Below are 19,371 nucleotides of genomic sequence, written 5' to 3'. Positions count from 1 at the left end.
ACCCCCGCCCCCGGCGCGTCCCCCGCCCCGGGGCCCGGGCCGCCACCGGGGGGGCGCCCACCCCCGGTGGGCTGTGCCCTCGCCCCGGTCGCCCGCGCCGTGGTCACCGCCCCTCGGCGATGACCTCCAGGGCCGGGCGGGGCTCTCGGCCGAGCAGGGCCGCGAGATCGCCCGGCCCGCCCGGGCCCGCGAGGAAGCCGTGGGCGATCGCCGAGTAGGTGCCGACCACCATCGGCACCTGGAAGTCCCGCGTGTCCGAGGCCGCCACCGCAGCCCGGGCCTCGGTCAGCCGTCCCGGGCGGTACTCGGCGCCGAGCGCCTCGGCCACCTCCGCGCCGCCCACCGCCCGCTCCCCCACCAGCTCGTAGGTGCGGCCCGCGTGCCCGGCCGGCGCCAGGGCGACGTTCACCGCCACCTCCGCGAGGTCCGCCCGGGCCACCGCCGCGAGCTTCCCGTCCCCGAGCGGAGCGCCGATCACCCCGTCCGGGCCGGGCGCGGTGATCGCCCCCAGCAACTCGGCGTACAGGCCGTTGCGCAGCACCGTCCAGCGCAGCGTGGCGGACGCGCGCAGCCGCCGCTCCGTCCAGCGGTGGGCGAGGGCGTAGGGCAGGTGGTCGCCGTCGCCGGACAGGCTGGTGTAGACGAGGTGCTCGACACCCGCCCGCTCCGCCGCCTCGATCGCGGCGCCGTGCCGGGCGGTCACCACGTCGTCCTCGGCGGCGCCGGCCGAGATCAGCAGCAGGGTCCGCACCCCGGCGAAGGCCTCCGCCAGGGTGTCCGGCCGGTCGAAGTCCACCAGCCGGGCCGGGACGCCGTGCGGCACCTCCCCGGGCGTGCGCGAGCCGGCGACGACGCCCTCCCGGCCGGCGAGCCGCGCCAGGACGAGCGCGCCCAGGCCTCCGTTGACTCCGGTGACGAGCAGCATGGGGTTCCTCCAGGGGTGATCGGTCGTCGGCTGCACGACCATCCTCGATAGCCTGAGCGTCCGGCGTAAGGAGGCACATTCATGTCAGCAGGGCACACCGCGGTAACCACGTCCCGCCCGGTGGTCTGGTGCGAGGACGGCGTGGACTGCGGGATCCGCGACCTGCTGGACCGTCTGGGCGACAAGTGGTCGGTCCTCACCGTCGTCGAACTCGCCCAGGGCGTACGGCGGTTCCGCGAACTGCAGCGCGCCCTGCCGGGCATCTCGCAGCGGATGCTCACCCTGACCGTGCGCCGCCTGGAACGCGACGGCCTGGTCTCGCGGACCGTCCACCCGACCGTCCCGCCGCAGGTGGAGTACGAGCTGACGCGGCTCGGGCACAGCCTGACCCACCTGGTGCGGGCGATGGCGGACTGGTCGTACGGCCACCACGACGCGATCGTCGACTCCCGGCGGCAGTGGGACGAGGCCAACCCCGGCTCGGAGATCCGTTAGGGCCTGATCTCACCCGGTGACCTCGACAGTGACTTCGTAGCCGCGCTGCTCGGGCGGGCAGTTGAGGGCCTCGCCGCAGCTGCTGCGGGTCGCGGTGAGGCGGGCGGTGCCGGGGGCGCGGGCGGTGAAGGAGGCGGTGACGGTGCCGCAGCCGCCGCCGGGGCGGCAGGACGGGGACGGGGCGGTGGTCGGGGAGCCCGCCGGGGCGAGGACCTCGGGGGCGGAACTGGTCGCGGCGGACCAGTAGGTGCTGTGGAGGGCGAGCGTGACGGTCGTGCCGACAGCGGCCTTCAGGGTGGTGCGGTCGGCGTGCTCGTCCACCGTGACCGTCGCCGGGCTCGGCACGGTCGACGCGGTCGATGCGGTCGACGCGGTCGACGCGGTCGACGCGGCGGCGGTCGTCGACGGGCCCGTTCCGGTGGAGGCGCAGCCGGCCAGGGCGAGCAGGGCGGCGGCGAGTACCGGGGCGGCGGATCTTCTCGGGTTCACGGTGGTTCCTCCTGCTGTTGTTCCGGGGGTTCCGGTTCGACGCCCCGGCGGCCGGTTCGGATCCCGCCGGACGACAGTCGGACCGGAAACGGCACCGGGGCGGGCGCTGGGCCCACCCCGGTGCGTTCGGCGCGGCGGTCGTCAGGAGACGGTCACGTCGTCGTAGTAGGTGTAGGTCGGGTCACCCGGGTAGTTGTCGTCGTGGTTGCTCAGGGTGAGGGTGTAGGAGTGGCCCGGGGTGACGGTCGCCGTCTTGTTGGTCCAGGTACCGGTGGTGGTGCAGGTCTTGGCCAGGACCGTGGTCGTCGTGCCGGTGGTGTTGTCCTTCAGGGTGGCGGTGGCCCAGTCGTAGGTGACGGTGTCGTCACAGGTGTTGCTGTACCAGAAGGACAGCTTGCTGGTGCCGGTCGGCGCGGTGAAGGTCTGGGCGATCGAGGAGTCCCCGGTCGGGCCGGTGGAGCCGACCATGGCGCCGTAGCCGCCGCTGTGGGCGGCGGGGGCGGTGGCGGAGGTGCTGCCGGCGGTGGTCCAGCCGGTCAGGCTGCCGGTCTCCAGTCCGCCGTTGGTGACGGCGTTGCCGCCGCCCCCGCCGGTGGACTCGGTCCAGGTGAAGGTGGTGCTGCCGGCGGCGCCGGTGGTGTCGGTGGCGGTGACCGTGACGCTGGAGGTGCCGGCGGCGGTCGGGGTGCCGGAGATCAGGCCGGTCGAGGCGTTGATCGACAGGCCGGCCGGCAGGCCGGTGGCCGAGTAGCCCAGCGTCTGGCCGGTGGCCGAGTCGGTGGCGTTGATCTGCAGGCTGACCGCGGTGCCGACGGTGCCGCTCTGGTTGCCCGGGTTGGTGACGGTGACCGCGTTGCCGTGGGTCAGGATGGCGTGCGAGATCGCGCAGGAGTTGGTGTCGTTGGACCAGCTGGCCTGCTCGGCGTAGCTGCCGAATGCCCCGAAGGAGATGTTGGCGGCGCCGCCGGTGCTGCCGGGCTGGATCCAGGCGCACTCGTCGGAGTTCTCCTGGCCGTTGTAGCTGCTGCCGGAGACGTGGTTGGTCCAGCCTCCGGCCGGGTTCTGGTCGGACATCATCTCGTGCCACTCGTGGCCGAGGGTCATCGTCCAGCCGTCCAGCGTGCCGGGCGAGTTGACGAAGCCGACGCCGCAGTTGGAGCCCGCGTCGATGTTGTACGGCTGGTTGGAGAAGGCGATGTCGCCGTAGGGCGAGCTCGCCGCACCGCCGGTGAGGGTGGTGTCACCGTTCCAGTCGTGCCAGGCGCAGTACCCGGTGGTCGGGTTCTGGTAGTCGTCCGGGTTGGTGCCGTGCGGCGACAGGACGATGTAGTACGCGTCCCGGTTGGCGGCGGCGGTGGTGTTGCCGAAGTGTCCGGCGGCCTTGACGGCCTCCTGGGCGAGCTGGTTGCCGCTGGCCTGGCTCGGCGAGGCGGCCGCGTTGTCGTACCAGACGCCGGACAGGACGCCGCCGCTCTGGTACGGGATGAAGTCGGCGTTCGACGGGCAGCTCACGGCACCGGTGGCGACGTTGGGGCCGTCGCACCACTGGGTGAGGTCGGCCGACCAGGTCTCGCCGTTGGTGCCGATGCCCTTGAACATCTGCTGGGTGGCACCGGCGGCACCGGCCGAGTCGTTGGAGAACTTCGCGTTGCCGCCGGCGTCGGTGGTCTGGGTGCCCCACTGGTTGCCGTAGAAGACCAGGTAGACCTTGGAGTGCCCGCTCTGCACGCCGATCCCGTCGACGCCGCCGCCGTACGACAGCGTCTGCTGACCGGTCGCCGCGGCCTGGTTGTGGGCGGCGAGCCACTTCTTGTAGTTCTCGTGCTGGGACATGCCGGGGACCGCGCCGTGCCGGTAGGGGTGGCCGTTCTGCGGGCTCCAGGGGTTGAACTCGTTGGTGGTGCTGCCCTGCGAGCCGGAGATGTCCTGCGCGGAGGCCGGACCGGCCGCGCCGGCCAAGCCGGCGAAGGCGAGCGCGAGCGACGCTATTCCGGTGAGCGCCGCGTACCTCGCGCGTCCGGTCCTGGGGGAGTGACCCATGGGTGAGGGTGCCTCTCTTCTGCCGATCGTCCGCGGCCTCGGGGGCCGGGAACGATCCCTTTGTGGGGGAAGAGCCGGCGGCGGATTCCGTCGGGTCGGGTTCCGGTCGAATTCATTCGCACACCCGGAATTGACTGTCCGTCGGCTTTTGCCGCCTGCGTGGCAAGAAGGAAAGCAGAGCTGATGAACACCGGTCAACGGCATTGGGTAAGGAACGATTAAGAAGCGAGTCCAAGCAGGTCAAGCAACGTTGATGAAAGAGGATCAACGCGCGTAGTCATTCACTGAATACGACTGGAAATGCCGCTTCGAAATCCGCGAGCGGCCGTGCGGCGCGGCCCCCTGACGGCAATTCGGCGCCGCGTGGGGGACCTTTCCCCTCGGCCCGTCCGGAAGGGGGCGGCACGGGGACTCCGCCCGCTCCCCCGGCCCGCTACCGCTCGTACGCCACCTCGGGGAAGCGGGCCGAGGGCCCGTCCAGCAGGTGGTCGTCCTGGCCGCGCAGCCAGCGGTCGAAGAAGGACGCCACGTAGGAGCGGGTGGCGAGTTCGGCACGGCCGGGGCGGATGTCGCCGACGTCCTTGCGCAGCTGCTCGGCGCTGAGCACGCCCTGGCGGGCGAGCTGCGGCAGCAGCGGCTGGGCATCGGTGTACGAGCCGTGGCGGGAGCCGGTGAGAGTGACGTCGGCGCGCCAGCCGGTGCTGTGCTGCCACAGGGCGTTCCAGCCGGGCTGGTCGCGGTAGCCGCCGGAGTCCTCCCCACCGGTGCCCATCAGCAGGAACGGACGGTTCAGACCGTCCTCGGCGACGCTGGGCAGGAGGACGCCGGTGTGGCCGTCGGGGCCGGGGAAGTGCATCTGCCCGTCCATGTTGATCCCGGCCGCGATCCGCGGGTCGTCGTGCATGGCCTGGAGCGCGGTGAAGCCGCCCGCCGACTGGCCGACCATGCCGATCCGGCCGAGGTCGAGCGCCCCGGCCACCCCGGCGGGCAGGCCCGGCCGCGCGCCCAGGCCGGCGAGCCGGTCCAGGACGAAGCGGGTGTCGGCGACCCGGGTGTCCATCGCCTTGCGCAGCACCGCGCCGATGTCCAGGCCGGGCCGACCGAGCATGCCGGGGAGCACCGAGGTGGCCAGGTCGCCGCCGGGGAAGGCGACTTCGGAGGCCTCGTAGGTGTGGTCGACGGTGACCACCACGTAGCCGCGCGAGGCGAGGTCCTCGACCAGCGCCGTCCCCCAGGTCCGCGGGTCGCCGAGGCCGGGCGAGTACAGCACGACCGGGCGCGGGCCGCCGGGCAGTGCCGGGGCGTCCTTGCGCGCGTGGGTGCGGATGGCCGACCAGTCGGTGCGGCCGGGCTCGGTGCCGTAGTTGAGCAGGCCGACGCCGTCCGGGCCGTCGAAGTGCCGGCCGGCGGCGGGCTCCATGTACGGGGCCCGCTCGTCGCCGGAGGCCGGGTGGGAGGTCGGGTACCAGAGGCTGATCATCAGCTCGCGCCGCTGCCCGGGGTGCCAGGGGTCCTCCCGTCCGGTGTCGGTGAGGTGCAGCGCGGTGGTCCCGATCGGGTACGGCCCGCTGGGCTCGGGCAGCCAGGCCCGGGCCTGCCGCCCGGGGCCCGCGTCCCCCGGCGCCACCGCTCCCACGGCCGTACCGATCGTGCCCACCGCCGTTGCCGCCGCCAGCACCACCGCCGCCACGGCCCGTCCCGGAATGCCCATCATGTCCTCCGTGCTCCGATCGATCGAACACGCAGGACACTACGGTCGGGAACGGGCCGCGGCCGTCATACCAGAGGGCCAACACGTCCCTGAATACCCGGGTATGACACCCCTACGGGTCAGCGCCGGTACTTGCGCAGCTCCCTCCGGGCCAGCGAGCGCTTGTGCACCTCGTCGGGGCCGTCGGCCAGCCGCAGGGTGCGGTTGCCGGCCCAGAGCTGGGCGAGCGGGGTGTCCTGGCTGACGCCGGCGGCGCCGTGGGCCTGGACGGCCTTGTCGAGGATCCACTCGACGGTGCGCGGGGTGGCGATCTTGATCGCCTGGATCTCGGTGTGCGCACCGCGGTTGCCGACGGTGTCCATCAGCCAGGCGGTCTTCAGCACCAGCAGCCGCAGCTGCTCGATCCGCACCCGGGACTCGGCGATCCAGTCCTGCACCACGCCCTGCTCGGCCAGCGGCTTCCCGAACGCCACCCGTTCGTCGGCCCGGCGGCACATCAGTTCCAGCGCCCGCTCGGCGATGCCGATGGCGCGCATGCAGTGGTGGATGCGGCCGGGGCCGAGCCGGGCCTGGGCGATGGCGAAGCCCGTACCCTCCTCGCCGATCAGGTTCTCCACCGGGACGCGGACGTCCTCGAACAGCACCTCGGCGTGGCCGCCGTGATCGGCGTCGTCGTACCCGAAGACCGTCATGCCGCGCCGCACGGTCACGCCCGGGGTGTCGCGCGGGACGAGCACCATGCTCTGCTGCCGGTGGGGTTCGGCGGCGGGGTCGGTCTTGCCCATCACGATGAGGATCCGGCAGTCGGGGTTCATCGCCCCGGTGATGTACCACTTGCGGCCGTTGACGACGTACTCCTCGCCGTCCCGCTCGATCCGGGTGGCGATGTTGGTGGCGTCCGAGGAGGCCACCTCGGGCTCGGTCATCGCGAAGGCCGAGCGGATCGCGCCGTCCAGCAGCGGGCGCAGCCAGCGCTCGCGCTGCTCGGCGCTGCCGAACTGGGCGAGCAGCTCCATGTTTCCGGTGTCGGGCGCCGCGCAGTTGAGCGCGGGCGGGGCCAACTGGACGCTGCGGCCGGTGATTTCGGCGAGCGGGGCGTACTGGAGGTTGGTCAGGCCGGCGCCGAGCCCGCCGGGGAGGAAGAGATTCCAGAGCCCCTGCTTGCGGGCCTCGGCCTGGAGGTCGGCGACGACCGGGGGGACGGCCCACCGGTCGCGGGCCGGGTCGGCGTGTCGGGCCGCGAGCTGGGCGGCGAGGACGGGCTCGGCGGGGTACACGTGCTCGTCCATGAAGCCGAGCAGCTGCTCGCGGAGCTCGTTCGTCCGGGCGTCGTAGGCGAAGTCCATCGGGTTCTCAGCTCTCCTTGAGGGTGCTCAGGCCGTGCCGGGCGAGGATCGGGGCCATCTCGCCGGCGCGCTCGAAGCCGGCGCCCAGGGTGCGGCCCTGCCGGAAGCGGAAGTGGATGCCCTCGGCGACGGCGGCGAGCTTGAACGAGGCGAAGGCGACGTACCAGTCGAGGTCCTCCGCCCGGCGGCCGGTCGCGTCGGCGTAGGAGGAGACGATCTCGTCGGGCTTCGGGAAGCCGGGGGCGGTCATGGCGGAGGGGATGATGCCGCCGCCGACGCCGGCGAGTTCGGTGTACATCACCAGCAGGCCGACGTCGGTGAGCGGGTCGCCGAGGGTGGACATCTCCCAGTCCAGGACGGCGGCGATGGTGTCGTCCGCGTCGACCAGGACGTTGTCGAGCCGGTAGTCGCCGTGCACGAGCGCGGGCGCGGGCGAGACCGGCAGCCGCTCGGCGAGCCCGGCGCGCAGGCGGTCGAGGTCGGGCAGGTCGCGGCTGCGGGAGGCCTCCAACTGCTTCGACCAGCGGCGCAGCTGGCGCTCCAGGTAGCCCTCCGGGCGGCCGAAGTCGGCGAGACCGACGGCGGCGGGGTCGATCCCGTGCAGGGTGGCGAGGGTGTCGACCAGCCTGCACCCGAGCGCGTGCACCCGCCGTTCGCCGAGGGCGGCCAGCGGGGCGGCGTCCCGATGGGCGGTGCCGGGGACGTACTCCATCAGGTACCAGGGGGCGCCGAGGGTGTCGGTGTCCGGGTCGAGCAGCAGGGTGCGGGGGACGGGGACACCGGTGCCGTGCAGCGCGGTCATCACCCGGTACTCGCGGCCCATGTCGTGCGCGGTGGCGAGGACGTGCCCGAGCGGCGGGCGCCGGAGGACCGCGCGGGAGGAGCCGTCGCTCAGCACGTACGTGAGGTTCGAGCGGCCCCCCTCGATGAGCTCGGCCCGCAGCGGCCCCTGGCCCTGGCCCTCGCCCCGGTCCTGGCCCTGGCCCTCGCCCCGGTCCTGGAGGACGCCGGGCAGCTCGCGGTCCAGGTGGGCCCGGAGGCGGGCCAGGTCCAGGCCTGGCGGGTCGACGGGGGTCTCGGCCATCGGGCGGCTCCTCGGGGAAGCGGATCATTGACTAAGCGCTTGCTTAGCATTCAACCGCGGGAGGCCCGTGTCAATGCCCGCAACGCCACGAGCCCCCGAGCTGTGCGGCTCGGGGGCTCGCCAGGGCGGCCGACCGCCGGTCACCTGCCGCCGGCGTGGGCGAGCGCGCTGGGGGCCAGGCGGCCGACGATCGCCGGGGCCTCCCGGACGAGAGCGTCCGTGGTCAGCGCCTCCACCATGAACAGCGCGAAGTCCACCCGGCGCGTCAGGTTGCTCGCCAGCACCGGGTCTCCCACGTGCCGGCTCCACACCGGCAGGCCCTGGCTCTCGCCCTCCTCCAGGTCGCTGCCGCGCACCACGGTCCACCGGGTGTCGCTGGCGAACACCCGCCGGCATGCCTCCACCTGGTCGTCGACCTCGACCGCGCGGACGAGCCTGCCCAGCACGGTGGCGATCCGCAGGCCCAGGGTGAACATCCGCGAGTACCGGTCCTTGCCGTCGCGGGTGATGTGCCAGCCGCAGGAGAACACCAGGCGCGCGCCCGGCCGGGCGTGGTCGAGGACCGCCTGCGCCGTACCGGACGCGTACTGCCGCACGCCCCAGGGCGCCAGCACCGTCAGCACCCCGTCGCACCCGGCGACCGCCCGGCGGATCACCTCCGGGTCGTTCGTCGCCCCGGGGACGACGGTGATCCGCCCCTCGAACGCGGCCAGCTTCGGCACGCTGCCCTCCCGGCAGACGCCGACCACCTCGTAGCCGCGTTCCAGCGCGTGTCCGACCATGTACTGCCCCAGCTTCCCCGAAGCCCCGATGATGCAGACCTTCTCCACGTGATCCTTGCCCATGGCGCAGCCCCTTCGCGGACAGGCGACCTTACGATGCAAGGCACGTTAGCCTTACACTGTAAGGCAGTCAATGGACCTGAAGGAGGGGCCGCATGCCCGAGGGAGGCAAGGGCCGGCGCGGGACACCGGCCCGCGCGCCACTGAGTCGTGAGCGCGTGATCCGGGCGGCGGTGGAGGTGGCGGACGAGAAGGGGTCCGCCGCGCTCACCATGCGGGCCGTCGCCGGGCCACTGGGGGTCGAGGCGATGTCGCTCTACCACCACGTGGCAGGCCGGGAGGACATCCTCGACGGCATGGTGGACGCGGTGTTCGGCGAGATCGAGCTCCCGCCGCACGACACCGACTGGAAGAGCGCCATGCGTCGGCGCGCGGTCTCCGCGCGTGCCGCCCTCCTGCGCCACCCGTGGGCGATCGGCCTCATGGACTCCCGCACCCGGCCCGGCCCGGCGACCCTGCGCCACCACGACGCCGTCATCGGCGCGCTGCGCAACGGCGGATTCTCCGTGCCGATGACCGCACACGCGGTCTCGCTGATCGACAGCTACCTGTACGGCTTCGTGCTCCAGGAAGTCGGCCTGCCGTTCAAGGGCGGGGCGGAGTCGGCCGAGGTCACGGGCGCCATCCTGAGCGGGATGCCCGCCGGCGCCTACCCCCACCTCGCCGAGCTGGCCACCGAACACGTTCTCAAGCCCGGCTACGACTATGCCGACGAGTTCGCCTTCGGCCTCGCCCTCGTCCTCGACGCCCTCCACCCGGACGCCGTCTGATCGGCTCTGGTCGTCAGACACGCCCTGGACCCTCGCGGCCGCCGACACCTTCCGCCGGAGCCCCTCGTCACGCCATCCGCCGCCCGACACAAGGGAGTTGCTCCCGACCCCCTCCCCCGCCGCGGTCGCACCGGCCCTGCCTCGACAGAGGTCGATCAAAAGTGTTCTGATGATCACTTCCATCGATCGTCTTCTGAACACTGCCTGATCGAAGATCAGAGAAATGGGGTCCGGTGCGGACTGCTCGCGGCTCGGCCATCCTGCTGGCGATGGGGGTCCTCGGGGCCTCCACCCTGGCGACGGGATGCTCCGCCACGCAGGGCAGACCCACGGCCGCCACCGGCACCACCCCGTCCGACCCCGCCCCGAGCGCCACCACCGAGGCCCCCGCTCCGCCGCCACCCGCCCCCACGCCCACCCCCACCTGGGACGGCCAGGTCAAGGTGCTCGGCGACGGCTCCACCTCCTACACCGGCCCGCAGCCCAAGCAGCCCACGCCCGAGAAACTCAAGCCCGGCGAGAAACCGCCGCAGTTCGTCGTCTTCTCCTGGGACGGCGCCCTGGAGGGCGACGACCGCCAGTTCTCCCACTTCCGCAAGCTCGGCGTGGAGAACAACGCCCAGATGACCTTCTTCCTGAGCGGCCTCTACACCCTCCCCAAGTCCAAGAGCACGCTCTACAAGCCACCGCAGCACAAGCCCGGCGACGCCTCCATCGACTACGCCACCGACCCCCACATCAAGGACACCCTGGAACAGCTGCGCCTGGCCTGGCAGGACGGCAACGAGATCGGCACCCACTTCAACGGGCACTTCTGCAACGCCAAGGGCGGCGGCGAGTGGAGCACCGAGGAATGGAAGAGCGAACTCGACCAGGCGATCTCCTTCGTCACCAACTGGAAGACCAACACCGGCTTCAAGGACATACCGCCGCTCCCCTTCGACTACACCAAGGAGCTGGTCGGCGGCCGCGCCCCCTGCCTGGAGGGCCAGAAGAACCTGCTCCCGGCCGAAAAGGCGGCGGGCTTCCGCTACGACGCCAGCTCCCCCGGCGAGTTCCAGGTCTGGCCGGTCAAGAAGGAGGGCGTCTGGAACTTCCCGCTGCAGATGCTCCCCTACCCCGGCAGGTCGACCCAGAGCCTCTCGATGGACTTCAACTTCCTGGCCAACCAGTCCGGGAACACCACCAACGGTGACCCCAAGAAGTTCGAGACCTGGGAGAAGGAGACCCGCGACAGCTACCTGGCCGGCTTCGAACGCGTCTACAACGGCAGCCGGGCCCCGCTCTTCATCGGCAACCACTTCGAGTCCTGGAACGGCGGCATCTACATGCAGGCCATCGAGGACGTGATGAAGAAAGTCTGCAAGCGCGACGGCGTCCGCTGCGTCTCCTTCCGCCAGGTCGCCGACTGGCTCGACGCCCAGGACCCCAAGGTCCTCGACCAACTCCGCCAACTCGACCCCGCCCAGCCGGCCGACTGGTCCCGCCTGGTCAAGTGACCGGGCGGGACCGCCGGACCGCCGCAAGGAGGAGGCGCACCCCCGCCGTTCGGGGCGTGGGTGGGGGCACGAACCACGTGTTAGTTTCCCGGCATGGGGCGACATGGGGCTCGTGGGGTGGCGGCACGGTCGGCGGTCGAGGGGATACGAGAACTCGCGGGGACGGGGCTGACGGCGCCGGAGGTCTTCCGGCGTGCGGATGAACTGCTGCGCCCGGTGCTGGAGTTCGACGCGGTGTGCTGGCACACCGCGGACCCCGCCACCGGGCTGGTGAACTCGGTGCAGAGCGAGGACCTCACCCTCGACGAGTTCGAGCACGCCGTACGCCTTGAGGTGTGGGCGGACGACGTCGCGACCTTTCCCAAGATCCGGCGCAGCGGGGTGCAGGCCGAGACGCTGAGCCGGGCGACCCGGGGGCGGATCGAGGAGAGCGTGCGGTTCCGGGAGCAGGTGGCGCCCGCCGGGTTCGGGGACGAGTTGCGGGCGGTGTTCGACGCGGCGGGCGGCATGTGGGGGTGTGCGGCGTTCCTGCGGGCCCCGGACCGCGGCCCGTACCTGGAGGGCCAGCGGAAGCTCGCCGATGCGGCCGCCCGGCATCTGGGCCATGCGCTGAGGGCGTGCCACGTGCCGGCCGGGGCGCCGGTGGAGGCGGATCCCGGGCCTGCGGTGCTGGTGCTCGACCGCCACAACCGGCTGCAGGCCCTGTCCGGGCCGGCCGAGGAACTGCTCGCCCGGCTGGCCGACCCGACGCCGTCCTCGCTCGCCGTCCCGACCAGTGTCGCGATGGCCGCCGAGCAGGCCCGCCGGGTGGCGCACGGGCTGCCCGCGCCGCAGACGCCGGTACGGGTGCGGACCCGGGACGACCGTTGGTACCTGCTGCACGGTTCCGCCCTGCGCGGGAGCGACGGGGCGGCGAACGCGGTGACGGTGGTGGCCTCGCCCGCCTCGCCGGCCGAGGTGATGCCGCTCCACCTGGCCGCGTTCGGGCTGACCGCCCGCGAGCAGGAGGTGGCCTTGCTGCTGGTGCGCGGCGGTGACACCCGGGACGTGTCCCGCCTGCTCGCGATGAAGCCGTACACGGTGCAGGACCACCTGAAGTCGGTGTTCACCAAGACCGGCGTGGGCAGCCGCCGCGAGCTGATCGCGCGGATCATGCTCGGCGAGGGGCGCCGCTGACCCGCCGGACGGCGGCGCCCTCCCGACCGCCTCGCGGGGCGGTCGGGAGGGCGCTCCGGCAGACGCGCGGGCGGAGGCGTCAGCCCCAGTTGCCCACCAGCGGGACGTCGCCCGGGTTGCCGAACTTCTTGCTGTAGATCACCAGGTCGGAGTTCTCGGCGGCCCCGTGGAAACTCTGGTCGCCGGGCCGGTAGACGCCGATGGTCTCCTTGCCGGTGCCGTCCCAGTCGCCCTTGATCGGGATGTCGCCGGGGTTGCCGAACCGGACGCCCGGCCGCGGGTGCTCCGTCCGGTTGGAGTCGTTCAGGTAGAAGGTCTGGGTCTGCGGGTCGTAGACGCCGACAGTGGTCGTGCCGTTGCCGTCCCAGTCGCCGACCAGCGGCTTCCAGCCCTCGTTGCCCAGCTTGATCCGGTACGTGATGGTGGAGTTGTCGTCGGACAGGTAGAAGTACTGGTCGCTGGGCCGGTAGACGCCGACCGTGGTCCGTCCCTGCCCGCTCCAGTCGCCGACCAGCGGGATGTCACCGGGGACCCCGAAGGGGAAGGTGGCGGCCACGGTGGTGTTGTCGTTCGACAGCTGGAAGGTCGAGGTGCCGGGGTGGTAGACGCCGATGGTGTCGGTGCCGGGACCGTTCCAGTGGCCGGTCAGCGGGACGGCGTCGCCGCCGCCGAACCCGGTCCGGCCGGTGTACCAGCCGTTGTGGGCGGCCTCGCCGAAACCGGCGTCCGACGGCCGGTACACGCCCACCGAGGCGGGTGCCGGCGTGGGCGTGGCGTTGACCACGGCGCTGCCGATCCGCTGCTGGGCCGCGACGGTCAGCGGCACCTTGGTCGGCTGGTCCGGGCCGAGCCAGCGGAAGTTCTGCAGGTAGACGACCCGGGGGTCCTGCGCGGCGATCGCGCGGTACTCGGCGTTGTACGCCGCGATGTCCGCGTCGGTCCTGCCGGAGTAGCAGCCGTCGGCGACGCCCTGCTCGTTGGTGGACTCCGGGAAGAGCATCAGGTGCTGGTCGGGCGAGGAGAGGAAGGTCTTCAGGTTCGCCAGCCGCCACTGGATCTCGCCGCGGCCCACGCAGTAGTAGTCGAAGCCGACGATGTCGACCTCGGGCGGGATCGGCGCGGTCTGCTCGGCGTTCCAGCGGTCGAGGCTCATGATCAGCGTCTTGTCCGGGAACGCGGCCCTGATCTGCTTCGCCTGCGTCTTGACCTGGTCCTCGTTCAGGCCGTGCGAGTAGGCCTCGTCCGTCATGTCGACGGCGGCGATCTTGTCGATGTTCGATCCGATGCGCCGCACCAGGTCGAGCAGGTTCTGCGCGGCGTTCGGGTTCGGGGTGACCTGCCAGTCACCCGGCGAGCGCGGGATCACCGTCTCCTGGTTGAGGTCGATCACGCAGGAGGCCGGCAGGCACTGGTCCAGGAACTCCAGGCGGGGGTCCTGGTCGCGCAGGTAGTTGTTGAAGTTGGTCCACTGCGCCACCTCCGGCGCGTGGTTGGCGCCGTTGTTCGGCCAGTTCGGGTCCCGGATGTCGAAGAACCCGTAGTAGCCGAGCCCGCCCAGCATGGAGACCCGCAGGTCGTCCATGGTGGTGACCCGGCCGGCCGCCGAGTGGTGGGCGCCGAGCGAGACGTAGCCGTCGCGCGGCAGTCGGGCGGCGGTGCGGCCGGAGAAGACCGTGGCGCCGTTGACCCGCACGGTCGCCTGCTGCCTGTCGCCGGTCGCCAGCGCGACCGACACCTCGTAGGAGCCCGCCGCGGGTACGGCGGTCAGGGCGGTCGGCGTGCCGCCCTGGAAGAGCGTCAGCCCGCCGTCGGCCTGGACGCGCAGGCCGAGCGCGACGTCCTCGGCGTCCACGGCGCCCGTGCCGCCCGAGGCGTTGCTGACGGCGAGGGAGGCCCAGTCCTGGCCGGTGGTGGCGCCGACGACCGGGGTCAGGACGGCGTGCACCGTGTAGGCGCCGCTCCGGACGTCCGAGGTGGCCGGCTTGTTCAGGCGAACCGCCGAGGTGCCCTTGGGGAACGACAGCACGTTCGGCTGGGCCGGGCTGTTGACCTGCACCGAGCCCGCCGGCGGGTCGAGCGCCAGGCCCTTGACACCGGAGACGGCGGTGTAGCCGGCGGAGATCAGGCTCGGCTGGCGGGCGCCGAGGTCCTGGTTGAGCCCGAAGTCGGCGGTGGCGTTGGGCGCGCCGTCGAAGGTGTCGACGAGCGGCTTGGCGCTGCGGGTGGCGCTGGTGTCGATCCGGCTGACGTTCAGGCCGTGGCCGTCGCCGTCGCCGAAGGTGGTGACGCGGTTCGGGTCGGAGAGGTAGGCGCCGAGGTAGAGGAACTCGCTGCCCGGCCAGCGGGTCACCCCGGCCGGCGCGGAGACGGTGAACGGGGTGCCGTTCACCGTCAGCGTGACGGCGCGGTCGGCGCCGGTGGAGACGGTGAGCGCGACGGCGTACTGCGCCGTGGGTGCCACCGAACCGGTCCAGAAGGGCGTCTCGCCGCCCCCGCCGTGGAAGAGGGCGAGCTCGCCGCGCGCGTTGACGGTCAGGCCGAGGTCGACGTCGCCGCCGGTGACGTAGCCGTTGCCGCGGTGGCTGCGGCTCAGCACGATCGAGCCCCAGTCCTTGCTGCCGGTGTCGCCGACGACCGGGTCGATCACCGTCGAGACGGTGTAGTGGCCGCTGCGGTCCGCGACGGCCGGCGCGCCCAGCATGACTGCGGAGACGCCCTTGGCGAACAGCAGCTTGTTCGGGTGGTCCGGGTGGCTGGTCTGGACGAACCACTGGTCGGGCGCGACCGAGGTGTCCCAGCGGCCGGAGACCCGGGTGTAGGAGATCCCGTGCTGCCCGGCCGGCGGCGACTGCCGGGCGTCGATCCCGACGTTCAGCCCGTACAGCGGGTCGGTGTCCTGGGACGGGTCCAGCCGGAAGGTGTCCGCGAAGGCGCGCGTCGTGTCGAGGTCCACCGGCGTCGGCCCGGACCCGTCACCGGCCGGTGCGACGGCAACCGGTGCGGCGCCGGCCGGTGCGACGGCAGCCGGTGCGGCGCCGGCCGTGGTGGGGGCGAGGCCCGCGGGCAGCAGCGCCAGCGCGAGCGCCGAGGCGCCGGCCAGCAGCCCGCGGCGCGGGCGTTGAGTGAGTATCACCGAGTCTTCGTCTCCCGGTCGTCGAATCGGCGGCGCGGGCGTGCGTCGCCGAAGGGAGCGGACACGGCTGTGTCGTACCAGCTCGGCGCACTTCCCCCCGGGCCGGGATCATAGGGGGTGGATACGAACGGCCGTGCCACAGCCCCGCTCCGGCGGGCGGTCGTTCGCCCCCGACCTCACGGGAGGACGGCGGCGGACGGCGGCAGGTGGCCGACGGGCAGGCGGGGGTCGGCGCGCAGCCAGTGCGGCCCCGTGGTCCAGCCGAGGAGCACCCGGCCCGCCCCCTCGTCCGGCGAGCCCCCGGCGGCGGCCCGGCGCAGGCCGGTCAGGGCCGGGGCGAGGCGGGCGGCGACGTGCGCGGGATGGCGGGCGGCCTCCGCGTCCAGGCCGGCGATGGTCCGCGCCCGCTCCTCCGGTACGCACAGCGAGAGGTGGAAGACCATCTGCCGCCACGCGTACGCCGCGTCCTTGATCGCGGCGAGCGGGCGCGGGTTGCCGTGGACGCGGGCCGTCCGGCGGCAGACGGTGGTGAAGGCGCGGCGGGCGAGGTCGTCCCAGCCGGGGCTCGGACGGATGCCGACGCGGGCCACCAGGACGGCGAGGTTGTGGGTGGTGAGGATCTGGGCCTGCTCGACGACCTTGCCGTTGGCGGCGACCGACCGGGCCGGGCCCGGCCCGGCGCGCCCCGTGCACAGCTCGGCGAACCGCGCCGTCCCCGTGTCCGTCCCCGCGAGCCCGCGCAGCGCCGCGAAGTCGATGCCGTAGTAGCGCTCGTACAGCGTGCCGCCGAGCAGTTCCGCGGCGACGCCCGCCGCCGCGAGGAACTTCGGGGTGAACCTGCCGACGAAGATGTCCGCCGCCAACTCCTCCACCAGCGGCGCGTCGAGCCCCGACTGGCGGGCGAGCACCGCGAGTTCGCGGACGAGCGCGTTGGGCAGCAGCGTGCCGGGGAACGCCTGGACGGCCAGTTCGCCGAGCCGGCGCAGGGCGGTGAGCGCGGGCCCGCGGCCGTCCTCGTCGGAGCGGTGCGCCGCCACCGCCCGTACCCAGGGCAGTTCGTCGACCCGCACCTGTGCGGCGAGGTTCAGCAGGAGCAGCGAGCGGCGGTTGCGGAACGCCCGGTAGTTCGCGGCGGCGAGGGTGCGCAGTGCCGCGTCCGGACAGGCCTCGACGCCGGTGGCGGCGACGAGTTGCGGGACGAGTCCGGCCAGGACTTCGGCCGAGGGCACGACGCCCCGCTCCACCAGGGTGCCGATCGGGGCGCTCAGGGTGGCTTCCACGAGGTGGCGGACCGGCGCGGGAACCGGGGTGCCCGCGGGCAGTCCGGTCTCCGCCGCCTCGGCGGCGGAGACGTCGGCGACCAGCGGTCCGACCTCGGCGGCGCCCGTCTCCTGGGGCTGTACGGCGAGCCGGCGCAGCACGAGCTGGGCGAGGTCGTGGTGCGAGGGCCGCGCCGCCTGGACGGCCTGGCGGGCGCGCAGTTCGGTGTGCGCGGCCGATCCCGGCCGGCCGCGGCGGCGCACCATGGAGTCCACCGCGTGCCGCAGCAGTCCCAGCCGGCGGGCGTCCAGCGGCCGGCCGGCGACGGCCTCCTCCAGGGCGCCGCGCAGGATGCCGAGGTTCTCCTTCGGGTCGCGGTGCTTGGTGCAGCGGGTGTGGGCTGCGGCGAGTTCCCCGTACTGGCGCAGCAGCAGCGCGCCGCGCTCCCGCCAGGGGCCGTCGGGTACGCCCGCCGGTATCCGTCCGGCGTCGCCGGTGGTCTTCGGGTCGACGGCCCCCGGGTCGGGGGTCTCCACGCCGGTGGCCTCCGGGTCGGCGGCCTCCAGCCAGTGGGCAAGCAGCCGGTCGCCGAAGGGCTGCCAGACGGCGAGGGCCTCGCGCTGCGCCTCCACGGCGGCGTTCGGCCGGCGGCCGACGAGGGAGTCGACGGCGTCGCCGACGGTGTGCCGGTGCACCGCCTCGGGGTCCGGTGCGGGCAGCGCGGAGGGCCGGGGTGTGAAGCGCAGCCGGGAGGCGAACGGTTCGAGGGTGTCGACGAGGTCGAGCGCGGCGGCCGTGTCCCCGGCCCGGACCAGCCAGGCGACCGTCAGCAGCGCCGCCTCCTCGGGCACCGCGACCTCGTAGCGGCCGCTGTCGAGCAGCTCGTACAGCCGCGCCAGGCCGGGCTCGGTGAGGCAGTGGGCGAAGAGGGCCCGGCGGTCGCCCGGCACCCCGGCGAGGGCCGCGGCCTCGCGCTCGTACGGCTGGAGCGGCCCCTCGGCACTCGCGGCGGAGGTGGCGAAGCCGCCGCGGACGACCTCGGGCGTCACCCAGGCGGGCAGCCCGGGGAGCGGGGTGCGTGAGCCGATGGCCGACCGCCCGGCGGCGGCACCGGCGAGTACGGCGCGCCAGCGGTCGGCGCGGGCCGCGGCACGGCGGCGGGTCTCTCCGTCGGAGTGGGTCAGCGCGGTGAGCAGCGCCCGGGCCAACTGGTGCTGCGGGTACGGCACGGACACCCCGGCCCCGGTGGAGTGCTGCTGATCAGCGTCGTCGTCCATAAGCCGACGTGGCAGGTTCCGCCCCTGCGCCCTCCGGGTCTCAAGCCCGGTGCTCTCCTGCTGAGCTACACGCCGTCGGGCGTGACACTAGACGTTCGGCCCGCGCGGACACAACGCGCTTTCCGTCACCGCCGGCACATCCACCGCCGGCACGTCCACCGCCTCCGACGCAACGGGCGCGCCTGCGGCCGCGGCCGCCGCCGGAACGGCCGTGCTCCCGAACTTCGTCGGCATGGGGCCGCAGTCCGCCCAGGACACCGCGCAGGGCGCCGGGTTCTTCCTCCTGACCAGTCACGACGCGCTCGGTCGCGACCGCAACCAGATCCTGGCCGCAACTGGAAGGTCCGCGCGCAGAACCCGGCCCCGGGCAGCCACCCCACCGGTACGAGGATCGACATGGGGGCGGTGAAGCTGGAGGAGAACTGCCCCGCCCAGGACCAGGGCGCCAACGGGCCCGCCAAGGCCGGATCCACCATGCCCGACTTCAAGGGCAAGGCCGTCTCGGTGGTGCGGGATTCGCTGCCGGGCAACACGTCCCTCAGCGCCAAGGACGCCGGCCCGAAGAACCGCGCCGTCCTGGTGCAGTCGAACTGGCAGGTGTGCGGCCAGGATCCGGCTCCGGGCGCCGCCCTCGCCGGTCAGCCGGTCAGCCGGTCAGTGTGACGGCCGTGAAGTTCGGCGAGACCTGCCCGTAGCGGCCGGGCCCACCGGAATGCGATCGATCGTTTTCGGTCAGGTACAAAAATCCACCGATGAGGATCTATCAGCGGCCTGATCACCGCCACTAGGGTGCGGCGCATCCCCGTTGTTACGCCCTCCCGCGCCGTGCCCACGGCGGGGAGACGACCGATCGGAACGGTGTCGCCGTGACCAGGATCCTCCGCAAGCTGATGACCCGCACGGGACGGGCCGCCGCCACGGTCGCCGTCCTCGCGGCCGCGCTCACCGGCACGACGGCCGCCGGCACGGCCTCCGCGGCCGGCGGCTGGAGCTGCTCCGGGGCGCCCGTCCCGGCCGGCTACGTCATCACCATGTACAACGCCGGCGGCTGCAACAACCACGGCTCGTGGTACCAGCAGCCCGCCCAGAACCGGCTGTGGACCTGCTCCGGCTCGCCCATCGTCTCCGGCTACGTGCTGACGAACTACGACGTCAAGGGCTGCAGCGGCGTCGGCGCCTGGTTCCACGAGCAGGTCCGCAACGGCATCTGGACCTGCCCGTACTCGCCGATCCCGGCGGGCTACCGCAGCACCACCTACGACGCCCGCGGCTGCAGCGGCCTCGGCGCCTGGCTCACCGTCAAGATCTGAGCGCACCCGTACGG

15 protein-coding genes and 1 tRNA gene are annotated in these 19,371 nt (G+C 73.2%); 6 read left to right on the top strand and 10 right to left on the bottom strand.

Going from position 1 to position 19,371, the window contains the following annotated elements; genetic code table 11:
- Positions 1–103: 103 nt before the first annotated feature.
- Positions 104–925 carry an NAD(P)H-binding protein gene (locus tag ACWGJO_RS36505; protein WP_452189990.1) on the bottom strand — a complete coding sequence of 274 codons (822 nt, stop codon included), beginning with the start codon at positions 923–925 and terminating at the stop codon, positions 104–106.
- 81 nt (positions 926–1,006) lie between these two features.
- Between ACWGJO_RS36505 and ACWGJO_RS36500 the strand changes: the two genes are divergently transcribed.
- A complete protein-coding gene (locus ACWGJO_RS36500) occupies positions 1,007–1,420 on the top strand; it encodes a winged helix-turn-helix transcriptional regulator (protein WP_387687299.1) in 414 nt (137 codons plus the stop codon).
- A 9-nt stretch (positions 1,421–1,429) separates the two neighbouring features.
- On the opposite strand, the gene ACWGJO_RS36495 is transcribed toward ACWGJO_RS36500, so the two are convergent.
- The 6 genes from ACWGJO_RS36495 to ACWGJO_RS36470 all read right to left on the bottom strand — a co-directional run bounded on the left by ACWGJO_RS36495 (position 1,430) and on the right by ACWGJO_RS36470 (position 8,935).
- Positions 1,430–1,909, bottom strand: coding sequence for a hypothetical protein (locus ACWGJO_RS36495; protein WP_452189989.1), 480 nt, complete (start codon positions 1,907–1,909; stop codon positions 1,430–1,432).
- 141 nt (positions 1,910–2,050) lie between these two features.
- On the bottom strand, positions 2,051–3,949 hold the full coding sequence (locus ACWGJO_RS36490) for a putative Ig domain-containing protein (protein ID WP_452189988.1): 1,899 nt from the start codon (positions 3,947–3,949) through the stop codon (positions 2,051–2,053).
- A 433-nt stretch (positions 3,950–4,382) separates the two neighbouring features.
- Positions 4,383–5,660, bottom strand: a complete 1,278-nt coding sequence (locus ACWGJO_RS36485; RefSeq protein WP_452189987.1) for an alpha/beta hydrolase family protein — start codon at positions 5,658–5,660, stop codon at positions 4,383–4,385.
- A gap of 119 nt (positions 5,661–5,779) precedes the next feature.
- Entirely contained in the window at positions 5,780–7,006 is a 1,227-nt protein-coding gene (locus ACWGJO_RS36480) for an acyl-CoA dehydrogenase family protein (protein ID WP_452189986.1), read from the bottom strand.
- Positions 7,007–7,013: 7 nt separating this feature from the next.
- On the bottom strand, positions 7,014–8,090 hold the full coding sequence (locus ACWGJO_RS36475; RefSeq protein WP_452189985.1) for a phosphotransferase family protein: 1,077 nt from the start codon (positions 8,088–8,090) through the stop codon (positions 7,014–7,016).
- A 140-nt stretch (positions 8,091–8,230) separates the two neighbouring features.
- Positions 8,231–8,935: an NAD(P)-dependent oxidoreductase gene (locus tag ACWGJO_RS36470; RefSeq protein ID WP_452189984.1), complete on the bottom strand. Its 705-nt coding sequence runs from the start codon at positions 8,933–8,935 to the stop codon at positions 8,231–8,233.
- A gap of 92 nt (positions 8,936–9,027) precedes the next feature.
- Here ACWGJO_RS36470 and ACWGJO_RS36465 point away from each other — a divergent pair, with 92 nt between their 5' ends.
- The 3 genes from ACWGJO_RS36465 (at position 9,028) to ACWGJO_RS36455 (ending at position 12,377) form a co-directional block, all read left to right on the top strand.
- A complete protein-coding gene (locus ACWGJO_RS36465; RefSeq protein ID WP_452189983.1) occupies positions 9,028–9,702 on the top strand; it encodes a TetR/AcrR family transcriptional regulator C-terminal domain-containing protein in 675 nt (224 codons plus the stop codon).
- 269 nt (positions 9,703–9,971) lie between these two features.
- Entirely contained in the window at positions 9,972–11,201 is a 1,230-nt protein-coding gene (locus tag ACWGJO_RS36460; RefSeq protein WP_452189982.1) for a hypothetical protein, read from the top strand.
- Between the two features lie 117 nt (positions 11,202–11,318).
- A complete protein-coding gene (locus ACWGJO_RS36455) occupies positions 11,319–12,377 on the top strand; it encodes a helix-turn-helix transcriptional regulator (RefSeq protein ID WP_452189981.1) in 1,059 nt (352 codons plus the stop codon).
- A gap of 79 nt (positions 12,378–12,456) precedes the next feature.
- On the opposite strand, the gene ACWGJO_RS36450 is transcribed toward ACWGJO_RS36455, so the two are convergent.
- The 3 genes from ACWGJO_RS36450 to ACWGJO_RS36440 all read right to left on the bottom strand — a co-directional run bounded on the left by ACWGJO_RS36450 (position 12,457) and on the right by ACWGJO_RS36440 (position 18,122).
- Positions 12,457–15,510, bottom strand: a complete 3,054-nt coding sequence (locus tag ACWGJO_RS36450; protein WP_452189980.1) for a hypothetical protein — start codon at positions 15,508–15,510, stop codon at positions 12,457–12,459.
- A gap of 176 nt (positions 15,511–15,686) precedes the next feature.
- Positions 15,687–18,047, bottom strand: a complete 2,361-nt coding sequence (locus ACWGJO_RS36445; protein ID WP_452189979.1) for a hypothetical protein — start codon at positions 18,045–18,047, stop codon at positions 15,687–15,689.
- A 3-nt stretch (positions 18,048–18,050) separates the two neighbouring features.
- Positions 18,051–18,122 (bottom strand) — tRNA-Ser (locus ACWGJO_RS36440).
- Between the two features lie 321 nt (positions 18,123–18,443).
- Here ACWGJO_RS36440 and ACWGJO_RS36435 point away from each other — a divergent pair.
- The gene (locus tag ACWGJO_RS36435; RefSeq protein WP_452189978.1) at positions 18,444–18,710 is read left to right on the top strand and encodes a PASTA domain-containing protein; all 267 of its coding nucleotides are present in this window, start codon (positions 18,444–18,446) and stop codon (positions 18,708–18,710) included.
- A gap of 203 nt (positions 18,711–18,913) precedes the next feature.
- Complete coding sequence (locus tag ACWGJO_RS36430; protein ID WP_359909300.1) at positions 18,914–19,357, top strand: hypothetical protein; 444 nt, start codon at positions 18,914–18,916, stop codon at positions 19,355–19,357.
- Positions 19,358–19,371 lie beyond the last annotated feature (14 nt).

It is taken from the genome of Kitasatospora sp. NPDC054795 (assembly GCF_053611565.1).
Note: the sequence above shows the minus strand (reverse complement) of the source record. Positions and strands in the feature narration are given on the sequence as shown.